Source organism: Flavobacterium sp. IB48 (genome assembly GCF_016405855.1).
Taxonomy (GTDB): Bacteria; Bacteroidota; Bacteroidia; order Flavobacteriales; family Flavobacteriaceae; genus Flavobacterium; species Flavobacterium ginsengisoli.
The window spans coordinates 465,642-485,318 of the sequence record NZ_JAEFCA010000001.1 but is presented as its reverse complement, the minus strand read 5'-3'; the positions used below and the strand labels follow the sequence as shown (position 1 = coordinate 485,318).

The following is a 19,677-nucleotide window of genomic DNA, read 5'->3' as shown; positions in this document are numbered from 1 at the left end:
AAGTTTCAAGTTGCGAAACCTGAAACTTGAAACTTTAAACTTGAAACTTTTTATTATAGTGTATTCACGTTATTTAAATCAGCAAAAGCTTGTTCAAGTCTTGCGTTGAATGTTACTTCGCTTTCACGAACCCATCTTCTTGGATCGTAATATTTTTTGTTTGGAGCATCTGGACCTTCTGGATTTCCAATTTGAGATTTCAAATAGTCAAGGTTTTTAACCATGTAATCACGGATTCCTTCAGTGTATGCAAATTGTAAATCTGTATCGATGTTCATTTTGATAACTCCGTAGCTAATTCCTTCTCTGATTTCTTCAAGTGTAGAACCTGAACCTCCGTGGAATACGAAATCAACTGGATTGTGTCCTGTGTTGAATTTGTTTTGTACGAAATCTTGAGAATTTTTTAAGATTTTTGGAGTTAATTTTACGTTTCCTGGTTTGTAAACACCGTGAACGTTTCCGAAAGCAGCAGCAATTGTAAATTTAGGGCTTACTTTAGATAATTCTTCGTAAGCGTAAGCTACTTCTTCTGGTTGAGTATATAATTTTGAGCTGTCAACATCAGAGTTATCAACACCATCTTCTTCACCACCTGTAATACCAAGCTCGATTTCTAGTGTCATACCCATTTTGCTCATTCTAGCTAAGTATTCTTTACAGATTTCGATGTTTTCTTCGATTGGTTCTTCAGATAAATCGATCATGTGAGAGCTGAATAATGGTTTTCCTGTTTCTGCGAAATGTTTTTCAGAAGCATCTAATAAACCATCAATCCAAGGTAAAAGTTTTTTTGCACAGTGGTCAGTGTGTAAGATTACAGTTGCACCGTAAGCTTCTGCCAAAGTATGAATATGTTTTGCTCCTGCGATTCCTCCCGCGATTGCTGCTTTTTCACCTGCATTTGATAATCCTTTTCCAGCGTTGAATTGAGCTCCTCCGTTAGAAAATTGAATGATAACTGGCGCGTTTAGTTTCGCTGCAGTTTCAAGAACTCCATTAATTGTGCTAGATCCAGTAACGTTTACTGCTGGAAGAGCAAAACCCTTCTCTTTCGCATAATTAAAGATCTCTTGTACTTGATCTCCTGTAGCTACTCCTGGTTTAATGTTATGTGCCATTGTAATTTTTTTTATAGTTGTTTTTAGTTTTTAGGTTGCAAAAATAAGAATTAATTAGCATTAGAACGGATAATTTATACCAAAATTTAAAACCGAGTGTCCAAAATTGTATTCTTTAAACCATCGATCTCCCTTCTCATGCGCCGGATTATAAGTCTTAAAGCCTAAATCTAAACGAATAACAAAAAAGCTTAAATCGTATCTTAAACCAAATCCTGTACCCAAAGCAATTTCTTCTAAATCGTTTAAGTTGTCAAATTTTGCTTTGGAATCTGTAACATTATCGAGGACATTCCAGATATTTCCGGCATCTGCAAACAATGCTCCCTTTACATCTCCAAAAAGTTTGAAACGAAATTCGGCACTTGCTGCAAGTTTCATATTGGCCTCATTAAAGTCGTTTACAGCATTTGTGCTTCCTGGCCCTAAAGCATAAGGTTGCCAAGCACGGTTATCATTAGAACCTCCACCATAATAACTTCGTGAAAACGGAATATAATTTGAGTTTCCAAATGGAATAGCAATTCCAAAGAAGCTTCTAACGGCTAAAACTTTTTCTTTTCCAAAATCCCAGTGCTTGATATAATCAAACTCTGTTTTAACGTATTCTGAATATTCTAGGTTGAAAATCTCATAGTTTCCTTTCGAATTTTTTTGAAGATTTCCAATTTCAGAAACCAGAGTCAATAAAGTTCCAGCTGATTCTATTTTTGTTCTAAATTGATAGAAGTTGTTATCTGCTAAATCTTTTTTAGTTGTTTTGGTAAAAGAAAAACTTGTTGCTAGAATGAAATCATTTTCAGTCAAACGAATTCGTCTTTCTTCTATACTTGAAACTTCCTGGTATTGTGCGTCACTTGGTGTTAAAGCAGTTTTGTTTGTTAAAACATCATTAGTAAATCCTGTTGTTCCTTTAGGTATGGTTAGATCTTTTCTTGCTTGTTCTTCTGTAGTTTCTCCCCAGTTGTCAGGGTTGACATTGTAGTCTTTTCCAATACCGTTCAAATCATCATAAGAAGATGTATATACATTAAAGTAGTTCCCTGGATTTAAGTTTCGAACAAACTGTGCGTTCAATAATTCTAGTTTTGCAGTATTATGACGTTTTGGGCTCCAATTATATGAGATACCTCCTGTGAAGTTTTCTTTATCCAAGCCTATATTTCGCTGTTTGGAAAAACCAGATGATATAGAAGTGTACGGAATCATACTTTTCGGAATGATTTTCTCGGTTCCAAAAGGCAGTAAAATTCTCGGAAAATTCAATTTCATATCCAAACCATATTCCGAAACGTTAAAGAAATTATTGTTCGGATTAGCCATATCTCTAGATGAACCAATATTTAAACGAGCTGAAATTTCAAGGGTCTCTGCTCGATTAAATACATTTCGAATCGTTTCAGAAATACTGGCTCCAATTCCGAAATCCTGAATGTTAGAGTGTGTTACGTCAAGAGTAGTTCCAAAACTGTATTTTTTTCTCGGAGTCAAATAAACATTAGCGATAAGAGATTGTGCTGTAGAATCTCTCTTGTCTACTTCGTACTGAATAGAAGGATAATTGAAAATTCTTAAATTGTTTAAAGAGCGAGAAGAAAGAGTTGTTCTAAAATCGGCAAACGTACTTCCTTTTGTAATAAAAATAGCATCAGTAATGGCGCGCGGTCTATATTTTAGACCTTTATAACTGTAAAGGTTAAAGTTGTTGTAACTTACGCTATCTGTTGGTTTTTTCTTAGCATTAGCAGCAGAATAATCGGTGTAGATATTTACATCGCTAATCTTATATAATTTAAAAGGTTCTGTACGGCTTGAATCTTTTTCCTGTATATTATTGTTGTTAATAATTAAGGTGACATCGGCTTTTGCTTTTTTGCCAATTGTGTCAATGTCAAAAGTTACATAAGTAGGTTGAAAATAATAAGCTCCGTGATTTCTAAAGTAAGTTGTAATACGGTTTTTCTCTTCTTCAAAATCTGTAGTTTTGTACTGATTTCCAGATTTTAATAAAGAAGGCTCATTATTAGTTCTATATAATGAGTCTAGTGCAGGAGTCATTATTTTGGTTCTAATAGTATCCAATTTATAAGCAGGTCCTGTTGTAATATTGTAATTAATCGCGGCTCTTTTTATACCAACAGTATCAATTGTATAGCCTGTTTGAACATTGAAAAAACCATTGTTAAAATAGTAGTATTTTAAACGTAATAATGATTTTTTGGTTTTTGAAGTGTCAATTATTACAGGTGGTTCGCCAGTGTTTTTTAGAAATTCATGAATTCCTTTATAATAAAAAGATTGCCCAAGACGATCTACTTGTTTTGCAGAAAAAATTTTAGACATACGCTCATACTTTCCAGGATTGTTTTTAAATTTTGCCTGATAAGTAGAATCTGGATTTAAATTGGCTAAATTGTATAAATTTAATCGAAGCTTATAACCTAATAATTTACCATTTGGTTTTTGGTACATTTGGTTTGAAGCTGTTTCGTCACTTGTAGATTTTCCGTTAACTAGAATATTATTTTTTACAAGAAGGTTTTTTCCATCGGGAACTCTTTTTACGGCATTACAAGCGCAAATTAATATTGCAATTAGAAGAAATGCTATTATTTTTGTGGAATTATTTTTCAAGTGTTTTTTAATATTTAATTCAAAAGTACATTATTTTATGGTTAGTAAAAACCAAATAAAGCTTATCTCTAGTTTGCATCAAAAAAAGCAGCGTTTTGCCAATCAATTATTCTTTGCTGAAGGAGTAAAAGTAATTCAAGAATTGCTGCAATCCAATTTTGAATTAGAACATTTATACACCACATTGAATGATTTTGAAACGGTTCAAGCTTCAAAACGAACTCTTATTAATGAACAAGAACTGAAAAAAATAAGTGCTTTGTCGACTCCAAATTCTTGTTTGGCAGTTTTTAAAATTCCAGCCGAAAAGAAGGCAATCGATTCAGGCTTGATTTTGGCACTAGACGATATTAGAGACCCAGGAAATCTAGGAACTATTTTGCGTCTATGCGATTGGTTTGGTATTAAGCAGATTGTCTGTTCTAAAGAAACGGTAGATATTTATAACCCGAAAGTCGTACAAGCTACCATGGGATCAATTACCAGAGTAAATGTAAGCTATGTTGATTTAAAACTTTTTCTTGCTCAAACTAAACTGCCAGTTTTTGGAACTTTTATGGACGGAGAAAATATTTATCAATCCAAATTGCCTCAAGAAGGAATCATTATTATGGGTAATGAAGCCAACGGAATTTCTGGAGAAATTGAAAAAATAGTAACTAATCGTCTAACAATTCCTAGATTTGGAGAGCTTCAAAAAACAGAAAGTTTAAATGTAGCTACTGCAACAGCAATTATTCTTAGTGAATTTAAACGAAATAGTTGATATTTTGTTTTAATGAAAAGTGAAATTTATTAAAATAGCTCTAGATTTCATCGAATCGATATTCCCAGTCCAAGGGCTGTCTGGAGTTTTATCTCTAATAAGTTCATCTGTTATGCCGAACATTCCTCTAACAGAAGGAGAAAAAATAAAGTATTCGGTAAAGATATCAATCCCTAAACCTAACTCGTAAGCAGCAGTCCATTGTTTTACTCTGAATTTTTGCTCAAAGTTATCGTCTTGAGATTTAGCATTGCTAGATAAATTTAAAGTTGTAGACATACCGCCAACTAAATACGGACGTATATTTCCTGTACGCAAGGCAGAAAATTTCAATAATAAAGGGAAGTGAATATAAGTACTATTTACTTCTCTTAAATAGTCGGTCTCTTTGTTGCTTATTCCAGGAAAATATAAATCTCGTTTAGTATAATACAAACCAGGTTCAAAACGCAGGTTGATATATTCCTGAAGTCTTAAATCGGCTACAACACCAACATTAAAACCAGTAGTTTTTTTAACCTGAATATCTTGCTGTACAGGAGTTTTGTAGTCAAATTTAAAGTCGAAACTATTAAAACCTAGATAATAGCCAAAGTAGATGCGCTGCTTTTGCCAGTTTTCAAGATTAATGATAGGATCTTTACTAAACATATTTTTAGCAAATTGAGAATGTCCTTTTGTCGTTAAGACCAATAAAAATAAGATTACAACTTTTTTCATACTATTTTTTAGATGCAGAATAAATTGTTGCGACACCAAAAGTTTGGGGCATTGCCACAACATCTATAAACCCAGTTTTTCTTAAAATATTGTTTAAGGCTTCACCATAAGGAAAAGCTGCCGCCGATTCGGATAAATAACCATAGGCATCATTATCTTTAGAAAATAATTTTCCGATTAGAGGAAGTATATTTTTACTGTAAAAATTATAACCTTGTTTATAAGGGAATTTATTTGGAACAGAAGTTTCTAATATAACAAATACTCCGTTTGGTTTTAAAACTCTTAAAATTTCTGCAAAACCTTTTTCTAAGTTTTCAAAATTTCTCACACCAAAGCCAACAGTAATAGCATCAAAATAATTGTCTTCAAATGGCATGTTTTCAGAATCGCCCAAAACTAGTTCAATAACATTAGAAAGCTTTTTTTCTTCAACTTTCTTTTTTCCAACTTCCAGCATTCCGGCAGAAATATCTAGACCAACAATTTTCTCAGCATTAGTTTGTGCCATCAAAATTGCTAAATCGCCAGTTCCTGTTGCAATATCCAAAATGACTTTTGGTTTTTTGTCTGATACGATCTTTAATACTTTTTTGCGCCATTTAACATCAATTCCAAATGAAATTACACGATTCAAATTATCGTAATTCCCAGAAATGGTATCAAACATTTGGGTTACTTGCTCTTTTTTACCTAAGGTAGAGTCTTTATACGGAGTTACTTTTTCAGACATTTTTTTTATTTAGGCAAATATAAACAATCTAGTTTAACTGTAATTGAGTTTTTTAATTTGTAAAATAAATGTTTTGAAGAGTTTGTTTTAGAACAGATTTACAGGCTGTTTTGGCATCCCTAAATTTAGGGATTTTGGTAAAATCCCTAAAACGCGGTATTGTACAATCACGGTATTATGAGCAACTTTGTTCAAGTAAAAATGATTAAAGTTTAATGATTGATAAAGTTGCTATAACTTAAACAAGTGGTTGCTTTTTTGCGCTGGTAATTCATTTGTTCTTGAAAGAGTTTGTAAAGTATTGTTCTTGGGGGGAAATACTGTATTTAAGTGCAAAGTACGTTCTTAGGATTAAATTTGTTTTTGGAAATTTTAATTTTCTGCCTTTAATATCTTAGTGGTATTTGTTATTAAAGGCGTTTGGGATTTAGGTCCCAATAACATTAAATGTTATTCAGTTTTACAAATGTTTCTTGACATTTGTGATTTTTTTTAGACAAAATTTTTCTTGAGCGAGTTAGGCTTCAAAATCAATTATTTAAAAACATCCTCCCTTAAAAGAGGATGTTTTTTATTTATTTTCTAATGTAAGTTTCATAGGTGTAATCATAAAGATGCTTTTCATCTTTATAATTTTCTTCAGATTCAACCAAAATCCATTCATTTTTATTGATTTTCGGAAAAAAAGCATCTCCATCAAACGAATGATGAACTTTTGTTAACTCGATAATATCGGTAAACGGAAGAGCAAGATTATAAATTTCTCCACCGCCAATAACATAACTATCGTCATTTTCAGGACATAGTGCAATTGCCTTTTCAATGCTATCTACCACAATACATCCTTCTGGTTTATAATTTTCTTGACGAGAAATTACAATATGAACGCGATCTGGTAACGGTTTTGGGAAGCTTTCAAAAGTCTTTCTTCCCATTATGATATGATGACCAGTAGTAAGCGATTTAAATCTTTTAAAATCATTTGGCAAATGCCATACTAATTCGTTGTTTTTTCCAAGCGCATTATTTTCGGCCGCAGCCGCTATCATTATAATCATGGTATGCTTAACTAAATTTTATTTTCATTCTCTTCATTAATAGAAGATTCTAGCTGACTGATTCTTTTTTGCTGTAAAGCAACTAATCGGTCAATTTGTTCTCTTTCCCATTTTTTATTCATAAAACGGTCCGTTATATATACCTTTATAAAATGTAGAATAAAAAGGAAAAGCCAAATTGTAATACCCCAGATACACCAATTTTGAGTTGTGCCCTCTCCAAATCCAAAAAATTTATTGGCAATAAATAAAAATAAACTTCCAAGCAGGAAAAGAACAAAATGAAAATATAAGACCTTTTTTTGTCTTAATCGGCGTCTAGCGTATTCGTATTGTTCGTGTACTTCTTTTTCCATAAGATAAAAATGAGATTATAAAGTTAAAATTTATTTTCGAAAGTCAATATTTTGAATATGGAATATTTGCCTTTTGCAGATATAAGAATTTGAAAAACAAAATTTTAACCACTTTAAATTGCAGATAAAGCGAAAATATTAAGCTGTTTTTGGTATTATCATAAATCGCTTCTGAAGGTAGTTAGTGTTTCATTGAATTTAATTAATTTTAGATGTATAAATCTAAAAACGAAATAGTTATGTCTTTAAAGAAACAATTTGTGAAAACGAAACCCGTATGTAAAGTGACGTTTTCAATAGATGCTAAAGATGCAAATTCGGCAGCTGTTGTTGGAGATTTCAATAATTGGAATGCTGAAGAAGGAACTTTGAGTAAATTGAAAAACGGAACTTTTAAAGCAACTTATGACTTGGTTAAAGATGCTATTTATGAATTTAAGTATCTGATTGACGGAAATTATGTAAATGATCCAGAAGCCGATTCTTATAAATGGAATGATTACGCTGGAAGTGAAAACAGTGTTTTAGTTGTATAAAAAAATCCGCTATTAAAGCGGATTTTTGTTTTTTATACTGCAACACTTCCTTTAATGGCAGGATGCGGATCGTAATCTACAAGTGTGAAATCATTAAAATCAAAATCAAAAATGTTTTTAATCTCAGGATTTAAAATCATTTTTGGTAATGGTTTTGGTTCACGCGTTAATTGCAGTTCCAATTGTTCAAAATGATTACTGTAAATATGTGCGTCGCCAAATGTGTGAATAAATTCGCCTGGTTCTAAGTCGCATACTTGTGCGATCATCATAGTTAGCAATGCATAAGAAGCAATGTTAAAAGGAACTCCTAAAAAGATATCGGCACTTCGCTGATACAATTGGCAAGAAAGTTTTCCTTTTGTTTCTCCTTTTTCAGGATCTGGACTTGCTACATAAAATTGGAAAAAAGCATGACAAGGAGGTAATGCTGCTTTGTTGTTAGCCACATTTTCTTCAAAAGACTTTTTAGTATCTGGCAAAACCGATGGGTTCCATGCAGAAACCAACATTCTTCTGCTATTCGGATTTGTTTTTAATTCTTTAATTAATTCAGAAATCTGATCTATTTCTTCACTATTCCAATTACGCCATTGGTGGCCGTAAACAGGTCCTAAATCACCATTAGAATCTGCCCATTCGTCCCAAATTTTGACTCCATTTTCTTGAAGGTATTTTACGTTTGTATCGCCTTTTAAAAACCAAAGCAATTCGTAAATGATCGATTTTAAATGAAGTTTTTTTGTTGTAACCATTGGGAAGCCCTCACTTAAATCAAAACGCATTTGGTAACCAAAAACACTTTTTGTTCCAGTTCCAGTTCGGTCTCCTTTTTGATTGCCGTTTTCTAAAACGTGTTTTACTAAATCTAAGTATTGCTTCATCTTTGTTTAATCGTTTAATCGTGGATCTGTTTAATTGTAAATTTGTTTAATCGATTTAACGAATAAACGGTTTAACGATTAAACATCAAAATTTATCTTCTAGAGATTTCGTCTCTAATTTTTGCTGCTTTTTCGTAATCTTCCTGAGAAACGGCTTGATCTAAAAGCTCGTTTAGTTCTTGTAAACTATGTTTTGCGTAAACGTCTCCAGATTGGTTGCTTTCTTCTTCGTGTCCAAAAGTTTCAGGGTTTGAAAGAACATCATCAATTTCTTGAGCGCCAGAATCTGTTTCAGCAGTGTTTGATTTTAAATAAATACCAGCTTTATCTAAAATGTTTTTATAAGTAAAAATAGGAGCGTTGAAACGTAATGCTAAGGCAATTGCATCAGAAGTTCTAGCATCTATAATCTCTTCGATTTTATCTCTTTCGCAGATTAAGCTAGAATAAAAAACACCATCAACTAATTTGTGAATGATAACTTGCTTAACCACAATGTCAAATCTTTCAGCAAAATTTTTGAATAAATCATGTGTTAACGGACGTGGCGGTTTTATTTCTTTTTCTAAAGCAATAGCGATTGACTGGGCTTCAAAAGCACCAATAACAATAGGTAATTTTCTTTCGCCATCCACTTCATTCAAAATTAAGGCATAGGCGCCATTTTGAGTTTGACTGTATGAAATTCCTTTTATGGATAATTTTACTAGACTCATATATGTTTGTAAAAAAGGCACTTAGCACCTTATTTTAATACTGTTTTGGTTTAAAAAATAAAGCTGCAATTTTAATCAAAAAATATGGAACAAAAAAGCTGCCTATAAACAAAGATACAACATCTTGTTTTTAGGCAGCAATATTTTTAAAGAGAATTCTTTGTGTTAAGAGTGCTGAGCTTTAAAAGCTTTTAATTTCTCTGTTAATTGTGGTACAATTTCAAAAGCATCCCCAACTACACCATAATCAGCCACTTTAAAGAAAGGAGCTTCAGGATCATTGTTGATTACTACTTTTACTTTAGAAGAGTTAATACCTGCAATGTGTTGGATAGCTCCAGAAATACCGATGGCAATATATAAGTTTGTTGCAACTGGTTTTCCTGTTTGTCCAACGTGCTCGCTGTGAGGTCTCCATCCTAAATCTGAAACTGGCTTAGAACAAGCAGTAGCAGCGCCAAGAACAGCAGCAAGATCTTCTACTAACCCCCAGTTTTCTGGACCTTTTAGTCCGCGTCCGCCAGAAACTACGATATCTGCATCAGCAATAGAAACTTTTCCAGAAACTTTTTCTACAGATTCTACTTTTACACCAAAATCATTGTCTCCAATTGTTGGATTGAAATCTTCTGCTGCAGCCGCTCCTGCGCTTTCAAAAAGTCCGTAAGAATTTTTAGCTAGACCAAGAACTTTTACATCTGTATCGATTTGTGTAATGTTGAAAGCTTTGTTTGAAAAAGCATTTCTTTTTACTTGAAAAGGAGAAGTGCTAACTGGCAACCCAACTACATTTGAAGCGAAACCAGCATTTAAAGCTACCGCAACTAGTGGAGAAAGGTAAATACTGTCTGTTGTAGAAGAAAGCAATACTACTTTTGTTCCTTCTTTCTCAGCAGCTTGTTTAATAACATCAGCGTAAGCTTTTGCGTTAAAACCAGCTAATTTATCATTGCTTACTTTTAAAACTTTATCAACTCCGTATTTGCCTAATTCGCTCACATCGCTGATGTTTACAGTTAAAGCTGTAACAGTTGTTCCTAATGATTCAGCTACTTTTTTTGCATAAGAAGCTAATTCGAAAGCAACTTTTTTAAATTTTCCTTCTGCAGATTCTGCATATATTAATATTGACATAATTTTTTTTTGTTTAAAGTTTAAAGTTCATAAATTGAGACTGAAAACTGATTACTGAATACTAGATTACCTTCGCTTCGTTGTGTAATAAATTGATTAACTCATCTAAATTATCTGCAGAAACTAATTTCACTGCTGATTTTGGAGCTGGTTTTTCAAATTTCACCGCTTTTGTGTTTACAGCTGCATCAACTGGCTCAAGGATAGTTAAAGCTTTTGTTCTTGCAGTCATAATTCCTCTCATGTTCGGGATACGTAAATCTTTTTCCTCAACAAGACCTTTTTGACCTCCAATAATTAATGGAAGAGTAGTGCTTACAGTTTCTTTTCCACCGTCAATTTCACGAACTGCTTTTACATTGTTTCCGTCAATTGTTAAAGCTGTACAAGAGTTTAAGAAGTTAGAACCTAAAATTCCTGCAATCATTCCAGGAACCATTCCTCCGTTGTAATCCAAAGATTCTTTTCCAGCAATTACAAGATCATAACCTCCATTTTTAATAACTTCTGCTAATTGCTTAGCAACAAAAAATCCGTCAGTTGGATTTGCATTCACACGAATTGCTTCGTTTGCACCAATTGCTAATGCTTTACGCAAAGTTGGTTCAGTATCAGGACCTCCAACGTTTACAACCGTTACATTTGCACCTTGTTGTTCTTGAAACCAGATAGCGCGTGTAAGACCAAATTCGTCGTTAGGGTTAATTACATATTGTACTCCATTAGTGTCAAATTCTGAGTCACCGTTGGTAAAGTTAATTTTTGAAGTAGTATCAGGCACATGGCTGATGCAAACTAGTATTTTCATAAGTATATATTTTGAATTTATAATATGCTTTTACAAATTTAGAATTTAATTTGGAATAATTATACTATGCATGCATAATATTTTTCAAAACTATTACGATTTCGCAGATTGTTCAGTTTTGAATGATTTTCATCGGAATCTAAAAATAAAATAATACTCATTTTGTCTGATTGTTAGGAATTTTGCAATAACTGACAGTTGAGGAGCAGATTAATTTTTGTCTGAGAAATACTAATTTTTGGTTTTTTACGTTATGATGGATGAATTTGAAGAAAATAAGAATTAAACAAATGAATAAAAGTTTGTCTAAAAAATATTTTGGAATAGATTAAGTGTGAATTGTACGTTATTATATCGATTTCGTTAATATCACAATAAAGTTTAAAAAGTTAAAACCAGAGAACAGATAGAAGTTCATGTGATTTTAAATTCAATTTTTGCTTTTAAGTTATTTAAAATATTTATTTTTGCTTTTCAGAAAATTCAACATACAATATAAAATATGAGAACAATACAATTTAGAGAGGCCATTTGTGAAGCAATGAGCGAAGAAATGCGTCGCGATGAATCCATATATTTAATGGGAGAAGAGGTTGCAGAATACAATGGAGCTTACAAAGCTTCTAAAGGAATGCTTGCTGAGTTTGGTGAAAAAAGAGTAATCGATACTCCAATTGCTGAGCTTGGATTTTCAGGAATTGCAGTAGGTTCTGCAATGAATGGAAACCGCCCTATTGTAGAATATATGACATTCAACTTCTGTTTAGTTGGTATTGATCAAATTATAAATAACGCTGCTAAAATGCGTCAAATGACAGGAGGACAGTTTAATGTGCCTATCGTTTTCCGTGGACCAACAGCTTCTGCTGGTCAATTAGGAGCTACTCACTCACAAGCTTTAGAAAACTGGTTTGCTAATACTCCAGGTTTAAAAGTTGTTGTTCCTTCAACTCCTTATGATGCAAAAGGACTTTTAAAATCAGCTATCCGTGATAACGATCCAGTTATTTTCATGGAATCTGAGCAAATGTACGGAGACAAAGGTGAAGTGCCAGATGGAGAATATACAATCCCGTTAGGTGTTGCTGATGTTAAACGTGAAGGAACAGATGTAACTATCGTTTCATTCGGAAAAATCATCAAAGAAGCTTTTATTGCTGCTGATGAATTAGCAAAAGAAGGTATTTCTTGTGAGATTATCGATTTAAGAACAGTTCGTCCAATGGATAAAGATGCGATCTTAAAATCGGTTAAAAAAACAAACCGTTTAGTAATTCTTGAAGAAGCTTGGCCAGTTGCCAGCCTTTCTTCTGAAATCTCTTATATCGTTCAAGAACAAGCATTCGACTTCCTTGATGCGCCAATTCAACGTATTACAACAGCAGATACTCCTGCACCGTATTCTCCAGTATTGCTTAAAGACTGGTTGCCAAATGCTGGTGATGTAGTAAAAGCAGTTAAAAAAGTATTATACAAATAATACAAATACAAAATACTCATAAAACTTCATCAGACAACATGGATTGGTGAAGTTTTTTTTTACTTTATAATGAACAAATTAACTCTACTTCTCTTATATATTGTATTTGCATTTGCGAATGTTGTTACTGCACAAACCAAAGTGAGTGGAGTTGTTTTGGACAAATCGAATCAACCAATACCTTTTGCAAATGTAGTTTTTAAAGGTTCTAATATTGGGATTGTTTCCAATGAAGACGGTCGTTTTTATTTAGAATCGCCAAATACTTATACCGCACTTTTGGTTACTTCAGCAGGATTTTCAGATAAAGAAGTTCCTTTAGACAAAGCAGTTAATTATAATTTTAAAATTGTTTTGTTCGAAGAGCAAGTGCTTAACGAAGTTGTAATTTATACTGGAAAAACTTCTAAAAAGAATAATCCAGCATTGGATATTTTGAGAAAAATTTGGGAAAGAAAACGTAAAAACGGATTATACCTATTTAATCAGTATCAAATGCAGAAGTATGAAAAAGTGGAGTTTGACATGAACACAATTGATAGTGCTTTCATGAAGAATAAGCTTTTTAAGGGAATGGAGTTTATCTTTAATCACGTTGATACTTCAGACGTTACTGGAAAAACCTATTTGCCAATTTTTATCAACGAATCGGTTTATGATGTTTACGGAGATAATAAGTTAAAAAAGGTAAAAGAAAATCTTACCGGAAATAAAATGTCTGGTTTTAACGGAAATCAGCAAATTCTGTCTTTCGTTAAAGACCTTTATTCTGATTATAATATTTACGACAATCACCTGAAATTCTTTGATAAGAGTTTTACAAGTCCGCTTTCAAGAACAGGAATCGATGTTTACAATTATGTTTTAAAAGACAGTGCTTATATCGATAAAAAATGGTGCTATAATATTGTTTTTTACCCTAGACGTAAAAATGAATTGACTTTTAAAGGAGATTTTTGGGTTAACGATACCACTTTTGCGATCAAGAAAATTAATATGGGTGTGACGAAAAGCGCCAATATTAACTGGGTAAAAGATATTTATATTGAACAGGAATTTGAAGTAGAAAACGACTCCGTTTTCCTTTTGACACGTGATTACATGATGTCTGATTTTGCTTTAAATAAAAAAGAAAAATCAAAAGGAGTTTATGGTAAAAGAACAACTTTATACCGCAATCATAAATTCAACATTCAGAAACCGGAGAAGTTTTATAAAGAAGAAGTCAATTTTATTGATAATGCTGTTTACGAACGACCGCCTGAGTTTTGGGAAGAAAATCGTTTTGAAAAATTAAATAAAGATGAGCAGGGTATTTATAAAATGCTTGATACACTGCAGACAGTCAAGCGATTTAAGCAGCTATATAATCTGGTCTCTATTTTAGGAAGCGGTTACATCGAATTTAAAAACTTCGATTACGGGCCAATATTTTCAACTTTTGGATATAACGAAGTCGAAGGTTTGAGATTGAGAGTAGGAGGAAGAACCTATTTTGGACCAAATGATCCATGGCGTCTTCAAGCTTATACCGCTTACGGATTTGATGATAATAAATTCAAATATGGTGTTTCCGGAAAATGGATGGTTGACAAGAAAAACCGAGTTATCATTTCTGGAGGAAACAGGCGTGACATCGAGCAAATTGGTGCCAGTTTAACTACTACAAATGACGTTCTAGGACGAAGTTTTGCATCTTCGGCCCTGTTTACTACTGGAAGTAATGGGAAATTGACCAATATTAATTTGAGTAACATTTCTGTAGAAATGGAGCCTAAAAAGAACTTTATTGTTTCGGCAGGACTTTCATATCGAACACTAGAATCGGCATCGAAGACCTTTAGTTTAGATTATTATACAACTTTACCAACTGCAGCAAATCCAGCAGGAGTTGTCGAAAGCATGGTAAAACAATCTGAGGCCAATATTCAGTTTGAGTTTATGCCAAACAGAAAAACGATCGGTTATGGTGTAGAAAGGAGTTTAGTTGATAGTCCTTTTAGCCATTTCTTCGTGAATTTCAGTTACGGATTAAAAGGAGTTTTTGATAGTGATTTTGCGTACGAAAAAATTCAAGTTTTCTATAGACAGCCAATTATTATCGGGCCTTTAGGAAGAACAAATATTACAATCGAAACAGGAAAAACTTTTGGTACAATTCCGTTAGGTTTGATGAGTGTAATTCCGGGTAACCAGACTTATTTTACAATTGAAAACACATTCAGTAACTTGAATTTCTACGAATTCGTTACAGATCAATATACAACCTTGCAGTGGAATCATGATTTTGGCGGAAGATTGTTTGCCAGAATTCCATTTATGAGAAAACTGAATTGGAGAGAGTTTATAGGAATTAGAGCCGTTCACGGAACTATTTCTGATGCTAATCGTGCTATTAATGCTTCTGGATTACCATATAACGCTCCTGAAAAAGTATACTGGGAATATAATGCAGGAATTGGAAATATCTTTAAAGTTTTCCGTCTTGATTTCTCTTGGAGAGGAAATTATCTAGATATGCCAGATGCACATAAATTTGCAATTAAAGGATCTTTCGGGTTTTATTTCTAATTGTTTTTTGGTGCAAAGGTTCAGAGTTACAGAGTCGCAAAGGTTTTAAATCTTTGCGACTTTTTTATGCTTACTTTTTTTTGCACGCAGATTTTGCACGCAGATTTTGCAGATTTAAGCAGATTTATTTTTTACAATTTGAAATTATTTAATCTGCGTTTATCAGCTTAAATCTGCAAAATCTGTGTGAAACAAAATCGATCATTTGCTAAATACTTTTTTATTTAATTTTGGAATAGATTTAAAAATGAAAGTAATGCAAGAAGCCATCAATTTCTTAACCAATAAAAATCCTGTATTTCTAGAAATTATTGAAAAATACGGATTGCCTCCAATTCCAAGACGTCCTCCTGGATTTGAAACTTTGGTTTTATTAATACTTGAACAGCAAGTTTCTATAGATTCGGCGAAAGCCACATTTTTAAAAATCAAAGCTTACAAAACTTGCAATCCCGAAAATATGGCTGTTTTGACTGATGAGGAATTTAGAAATTTGGGAGTAAGTCGCCAGAAAACAAAATATATAAAGATTTTAGCGGAAGCGGTTTTAAACAAAGAATTAGATATTGAAAGTTTAGCTTCAAAATCGGCAAAACAAGTTCGTGAAGAACTCATTAAACTAAAGGGAATCGGTAATTGGACAATTGATATTTATCTGATGTTTTGTTTGGAAGAACCCGATTTAATTCCGCTTGGCGATATAGCAGTAATAAATACGATCAAAGAATTGCTGGATATTCATGACAAACAGGAAATGGAAATTCATGCAGAACAGTGGAGTCCGTATCGATCTTATGCAACCTATTTGCTTTGGCATTATTATTTAAAGAAGAGAAATCGAAGTATTACCTATTAAATGCTTGTTTTTTAAACTTTAATGCGCATAATTTAACCTTGTTTTTTATTGTAAAACTAGATTCTTTAGTTATTTTTGCAACCGAAATTATAGAAACAATAAAAAACGAAAATGACCGCAGACAAATTAACGACTTTCGATGTGTTAATCGAAATACCACGAGGAAGCAGAAATAAATATGAGTACGATTTTGAAATTAAAAGAATGCGTTTTGACAGAATGTTATTCTCTTCAATGATGTACCCAGCTGATTACGGATTTATTCCAGAAACTTTAGCTTTAGATGGTGATCCTCTTGACGTATTAGTTTTGGTAAACGAGCCAACTTTCCCTGGATGTGTTATGGAAGTGAAACCAATTGGTGTATTCCACATGGCAGATGATAAAGGACCAGACGAGAAAATTATTTGTGTACCAGTTTCAGATCCAATCTGGAATTCATTAAACGATCTTTCGGATATTAATGCCCACTTATTAAAAGAAATCGAGCACTTTTTCCAAGTTTATAAAGACCTTGAGAACAAAAAAGTAGATGTAGAAGGATGGGGAGACGTAAAAGAAGCTTACGACATTATCGCTGAGTGTACAAAACGTTTTGATGACATTGAAAATAAACCGGCTGGATTATTTAGCATTAAATAATTTTAACCGCATTCTAATATAAAAAAAGCAATACTGCCGTCAGGAGTATTGCTTTTTTGTTTAAATTCGTTTTAGTTAGATTGTTGACTATTAACCAAAACCATTAATATATTATGAATGCATTTATGATTTACCTGCCAATTATAATGGCAGTTTTAGGATTACTTTTCATGGGAATAAAAAGGACTTGGGTTTTAAAACAAGACGCTGGAGACGGTAAGATGAAAGAGATTTCAGATTACATTTACGAAGGAGCCTTAGCCTTTCTAAAAGCCGAATATAAACTATTAACCATCTTTGTAATTATTGCCAGTTTAGCTTTGGCTGGAATTACTTTTATTCCAGGAGTAAAAACACATTTATTAATCGTAATTGCCTTTATTTTTGGTGCATTCTTTTCTGCTTTAGCAGGAAATATGGGAATGAAAATCGCAACAAAAACAAACGTTAGAACTACTCAGGCAGCTCGTACAAGTTTACCGCAAGCTCTTAAAGTTTCTTTTGGTGGCGGAACAGTAATGGGATTAGGCGTTGCTGGATTAGCCGTTTTAGGATTAACATCATTTTTTATAATTTTCTTTCATTTATTCTCTGGTGGAGTTTGGAAAGATACAGATACAATGACAGTTGTTTTAGAGACATTAGCGGGATTTTCGCTTGGTGCAGAATCAATCGCTTTGTTTGCTAGAGTGGGTGGTGGAATCTACACAAAAGCAGCCGATGTTGGAGCAGATTTAGTTGGTAAAGTTGAAGCTGGAATTCCAGAAGATGATCCACGTAATCCTGCTACAATTGCAGATAACGTAGGAGACAACGTGGGAGACGTTGCAGGTATGGGAGCCGATTTATTTGGTTCTTATGTAGCAACTGTTTTGGCTGCAATGGTTCTTGGAAACTATGTGATAAAAGATATGGGTGGAAGTATCAATGATGCTTTTGGCGGAATTGGACCAATTTTGCTTCCAATGGCAATTGCTGGTTTCGGAATTTTGTTTTCAATTATCGGAACAACTTTAGTAAAAATCTCAGATGACAATGCTAAAGAAGCACAAGTACAGAAAGCATTAAATATAGGGAACTGGGTTTCTATTGTTTTAACCGCTGTGGCTTGTTTCTTCTTAGTACAGCACATGCTTCCTGAAACAATGCAAATGACTTTCTTTGGAGAAGGTTCTAAAGCGATTTCATCAATGCGTGTTTTCTACGCTACATTAGTCGGATTAGTTGTAGGTGGCGCTATTTCATCAGTAACAGAATATTATACAGGATTAGGAACAAAACCAGTTATGGCAATTGTTCAAAAATCATCTACAGGAGCGGGAACAAACGTAATTGCAGGTTTGGCAACCGGAATGATTTCTACTTTCCCAACCGTATTATTGTTTGCGGTGGCAATTTGGATTTCGTATGCTTTAGCAGGATTCTATGGAGTAGCTTTAGCAGCTTCTGCAATGATGGCTACAACAGCAATGCAATTGGCAATCGATGCTTTCGGCCCAATTTCTGATAATGCTGGAGGAATCGCAGAAATGAGCGAATTGCCAAAAGAAGTTCGTACTAGAACAGATATTTTAGATTCAGTTGGAAATACAACTGCAGCAACAGGAAAAGGATTTGCAATTGCTTCTGCAGCCTTAACTTCATTGGCATTATTTGCTGCTTATGTAACCTTTACAGGAATCGACGGAATTAATATTTTTAAAGCGCCAGTTTTAGCGATGTTATTTGTTGGTGGAATGATTCCAGTAGTTTTCTCTGCTTTGGCAATGAATTCTGTTGGAAAAGCTGCAATGGATATGGTGTACGAAGTTCGCCGTCAGTTCAAAGAAATTCCTGGAATTATGGAAGGAACAGGAAAGCCAGAATACGGAAAATGTGTTGAGATTTCTACAAAAGCGGCTTTACGTGAAATGATGCTTCCAGGGATTTTAACGATTGGTTTCCCAATTTTAATTGTTCTTTTAGGAAAATTAGTTTACTCAGACAACAATCAGTTAATTGCTGAAATGTTAGGAGGATATATGGCAGGAGTTACTGTTTCTGGCGTACTTTGGGCAGTTTTTCAAAACAATGCTGGAGGTGCTTGGGATAATGCTAAAAAATCTTTTGAGGCAGGAGTTATGATTAACGGAGAAATGACTTATAAAGGTTCTGATGCGCATAAAGCAGCGGTAACAGGAGATACAGTTGGAGATCCGTTTAAAGATACTTCTGGACCATCAATGAATATTTTAATCAAATTAACTTGTTTGATTGGATTGGTAATTGCTCCAATTTTAGGAGAAGGCCACGAATCATCAGATATCGCTGGAAAAGCTTCTTGCTGTGCTAAAACAGAAATGCATGCAGGGATGTCTAAATGTGGCGATATGTCTGGAATGACAAAAGAAGAATGTATTAAAATGTGTAAAGAAAAAGGTTGTTCTGAAGAAGAAACAGCAAAGTGTCTTGCTCATTTTGATGCAAACGGAAAATATGCTCATACAGAAAGCCAATCGGTTCGTGTTGAGGTTAAAAATATTAACGGAAAAACTACGGGAACGGTTACTAAAACAGTAGATGGAAAAACAACAACCGAAGTTTTTGAAGGAACTGAAGAAGAAGTTTTAGCAAAAGTTGAAGCTGCAAAATAACAACTTTGTCAAAGTTTTAAACTTTGACA

Annotated in this window: 17 protein-coding genes; 7 read left to right on the top strand and 10 right to left on the bottom strand. The window is 33.4% G+C overall.

The features are described 5' to 3' along the window. Positions 1-53: 53 nt before the first annotated feature. Positions 54-1,121: a class II fructose-bisphosphate aldolase gene (fbaA, locus tag JC605_RS02110; protein WP_012023542.1), complete on the bottom strand. Its 1,068-nt coding sequence runs from the start codon at positions 1,119-1,121 to the stop codon at positions 54-56. 60 nt (positions 1,122-1,181) lie between these two features. Continuing rightward, entirely contained in the window at positions 1,182-3,755 is a 2,574-nt protein-coding gene (locus JC605_RS02105; protein WP_198854655.1) for a BamA/TamA family outer membrane protein, read from the bottom strand. Positions 3,756-3,792: 37 nt separating this feature from the next. Between JC605_RS02105 and JC605_RS02100 the strand changes: the two genes are divergently transcribed. Further along, entirely contained in the window at positions 3,793-4,521 is a 729-nt protein-coding gene (locus JC605_RS02100; protein ID WP_198854654.1) for an RNA methyltransferase, read from the top strand. A gap of 9 nt (positions 4,522-4,530) precedes the next feature. Here JC605_RS02100 and JC605_RS02095 read toward each other — a convergent pair whose 3' ends face one another. The 4 genes from JC605_RS02095 to JC605_RS02080 all read right to left on the bottom strand — a co-directional run bounded on the left by JC605_RS02095 (position 4,531) and on the right by JC605_RS02080 (position 7,388). Further along, entirely contained in the window at positions 4,531-5,241 is a 711-nt protein-coding gene (locus JC605_RS02095) for a porin family protein (protein WP_198854653.1), read from the bottom strand. A 1-nt stretch (position 5,242) separates the two neighbouring features. Continuing rightward, positions 5,243-5,974, bottom strand: a complete 732-nt coding sequence (ubiE, locus tag JC605_RS02090; RefSeq protein WP_198854652.1) for a bifunctional demethylmenaquinone methyltransferase/2-methoxy-6-polyprenyl-1,4-benzoquinol methylase UbiE — start codon at positions 5,972-5,974, stop codon at positions 5,243-5,245. A gap of 575 nt (positions 5,975-6,549) precedes the next feature. Further along, entirely contained in the window at positions 6,550-7,032 is a 483-nt protein-coding gene (locus JC605_RS02085; protein WP_198854651.1) for a dihydrofolate reductase, read from the bottom strand. Between the two features lie 11 nt (positions 7,033-7,043). Then, complete coding sequence (locus JC605_RS02080) at positions 7,044-7,388, bottom strand: 2TM domain-containing protein (RefSeq protein WP_111288290.1); 345 nt, start codon at positions 7,386-7,388, stop codon at positions 7,044-7,046. 239 nt (positions 7,389-7,627) lie between these two features. On the opposite strand from JC605_RS02080, the gene JC605_RS02075 reads away from it, so the two are divergent. Continuing rightward, a complete protein-coding gene (locus JC605_RS02075; RefSeq protein ID WP_198854650.1) occupies positions 7,628-7,924 on the top strand; it encodes an isoamylase early set domain-containing protein in 297 nt (98 codons plus the stop codon). Positions 7,925-7,956: 32 nt separating this feature from the next. Here the strand turns inward: JC605_RS02075 and JC605_RS02070 are convergent, their stop codons facing one another. The 4 genes from JC605_RS02070 to JC605_RS02055 all read right to left on the bottom strand — a co-directional run bounded on the left by JC605_RS02070 (position 7,957) and on the right by JC605_RS02055 (position 11,466). After that, on the bottom strand, positions 7,957-8,808 hold the full coding sequence (locus JC605_RS02070; protein ID WP_198854649.1) for a thymidylate synthase: 852 nt from the start codon (positions 8,806-8,808) through the stop codon (positions 7,957-7,959). Positions 8,809-8,900: 92 nt separating this feature from the next. Further along, complete coding sequence (locus tag JC605_RS02065; protein WP_008466556.1) at positions 8,901-9,524, bottom strand: bifunctional nuclease family protein; 624 nt, start codon at positions 9,522-9,524, stop codon at positions 8,901-8,903. Between the two features lie 165 nt (positions 9,525-9,689). Then, a complete protein-coding gene (locus tag JC605_RS02060) occupies positions 9,690-10,658 on the bottom strand; it encodes an electron transfer flavoprotein subunit alpha/FixB family protein (RefSeq protein WP_198854648.1) in 969 nt (322 codons plus the stop codon). A 61-nt stretch (positions 10,659-10,719) separates the two neighbouring features. After that, entirely contained in the window at positions 10,720-11,466 is a 747-nt protein-coding gene (locus JC605_RS02055; RefSeq protein WP_198854647.1) for an electron transfer flavoprotein subunit beta/FixA family protein, read from the bottom strand. 502 nt (positions 11,467-11,968) lie between these two features. On the opposite strand from JC605_RS02055, the gene JC605_RS02050 reads away from it, so the two are divergent. The 5 genes from JC605_RS02050 (at position 11,969) to JC605_RS02030 (ending at position 19,648) form a co-directional block, all read left to right on the top strand. Continuing rightward, the gene (locus tag JC605_RS02050; protein WP_008466560.1) at positions 11,969-12,946 is read left to right on the top strand and encodes a pyruvate dehydrogenase complex E1 component subunit beta; all 978 of its coding nucleotides are present in this window, start codon (positions 11,969-11,971) and stop codon (positions 12,944-12,946) included. A gap of 69 nt (positions 12,947-13,015) precedes the next feature. Next, positions 13,016-15,517, top strand: a complete 2,502-nt coding sequence (locus JC605_RS02045; protein ID WP_177211104.1) for a DUF5686 and carboxypeptidase-like regulatory domain-containing protein — start codon at positions 13,016-13,018, stop codon at positions 15,515-15,517. Positions 15,518-15,773: 256 nt separating this feature from the next. Further along, positions 15,774-16,373 (top strand): DNA-3-methyladenine glycosylase, encoded by a 600-nt coding sequence (locus JC605_RS02040; protein ID WP_198855516.1) that lies wholly within the window; start codon positions 15,774-15,776, stop codon positions 16,371-16,373. A gap of 111 nt (positions 16,374-16,484) precedes the next feature. Beyond that, complete coding sequence (locus tag JC605_RS02035) at positions 16,485-17,015, top strand: inorganic diphosphatase (RefSeq protein WP_111379450.1); 531 nt, start codon at positions 16,485-16,487, stop codon at positions 17,013-17,015. A 113-nt stretch (positions 17,016-17,128) separates the two neighbouring features. Beyond that, positions 17,129-19,648 (top strand): sodium-translocating pyrophosphatase, encoded by a 2,520-nt coding sequence (locus JC605_RS02030; RefSeq protein WP_198854646.1) that lies wholly within the window; start codon positions 17,129-17,131, stop codon positions 19,646-19,648. Positions 19,649-19,677: the final 29 nt, after the last annotated feature.

Excerpts from the sequence above, each read along its gene's own strand:
- fbaA (WP_012023542.1), bottom strand. The coding sequence starts at position 1,121 with ATGGCACATAACATTAAACCAGGAGTAGCTACAGGAGATCAAGTACAA.
- JC605_RS02100 (WP_198854654.1), top strand. The coding sequence starts at position 3,793 with ATGGTTAGTAAAAACCAAATAAAGCTTATCTCTAGTTTGCATCAAAAA.
- JC605_RS02095 (WP_198854653.1), bottom strand. The coding sequence starts at position 5,241 with ATGAAAAAAGTTGTAATCTTATTTTTATTGGTCTTAACGACAAAAGGA.
- ubiE (WP_198854652.1), bottom strand. The coding sequence starts at position 5,974 with ATGTCTGAAAAAGTAACTCCGTATAAAGACTCTACCTTAGGTAAAAAA.
- JC605_RS02085 (WP_198854651.1), bottom strand. The coding sequence starts at position 7,032 with ATGATTATAATGATAGCGGCTGCGGCCGAAAATAATGCGCTTGGAAAA.
- JC605_RS02080 (WP_111288290.1), bottom strand. The coding sequence starts at position 7,388 with ATGGAAAAAGAAGTACACGAACAATACGAATACGCTAGACGCCGATTA.
- JC605_RS02075 (WP_198854650.1), top strand. The coding sequence starts at position 7,628 with ATGTCTTTAAAGAAACAATTTGTGAAAACGAAACCCGTATGTAAAGTG.
- JC605_RS02070 (WP_198854649.1), bottom strand. The coding sequence starts at position 8,808 with ATGAAGCAATACTTAGATTTAGTAAAACACGTTTTAGAAAACGGCAAT.
- JC605_RS02065 (WP_008466556.1), bottom strand. The coding sequence starts at position 9,524 with ATGAGTCTAGTAAAATTATCCATAAAAGGAATTTCATACAGTCAAACT.
- JC605_RS02060 (WP_198854648.1), bottom strand. The coding sequence starts at position 10,658 with ATGTCAATATTAATATATGCAGAATCTGCAGAAGGAAAATTTAAAAAA.
- JC605_RS02055 (WP_198854647.1), bottom strand. The coding sequence starts at position 11,466 with ATGAAAATACTAGTTTGCATCAGCCATGTGCCTGATACTACTTCAAAA.
- JC605_RS02050 (WP_008466560.1), top strand. The coding sequence starts at position 11,969 with ATGAGAACAATACAATTTAGAGAGGCCATTTGTGAAGCAATGAGCGAA.
- JC605_RS02045 (WP_177211104.1), top strand. The coding sequence starts at position 13,016 with ATGAACAAATTAACTCTACTTCTCTTATATATTGTATTTGCATTTGCG.
- JC605_RS02040 (WP_198855516.1), top strand. The coding sequence starts at position 15,774 with ATGCAAGAAGCCATCAATTTCTTAACCAATAAAAATCCTGTATTTCTA.
- JC605_RS02035 (WP_111379450.1), top strand. The coding sequence starts at position 16,485 with ATGACCGCAGACAAATTAACGACTTTCGATGTGTTAATCGAAATACCA.
- JC605_RS02030 (WP_198854646.1), top strand. The coding sequence starts at position 17,129 with ATGAATGCATTTATGATTTACCTGCCAATTATAATGGCAGTTTTAGGA.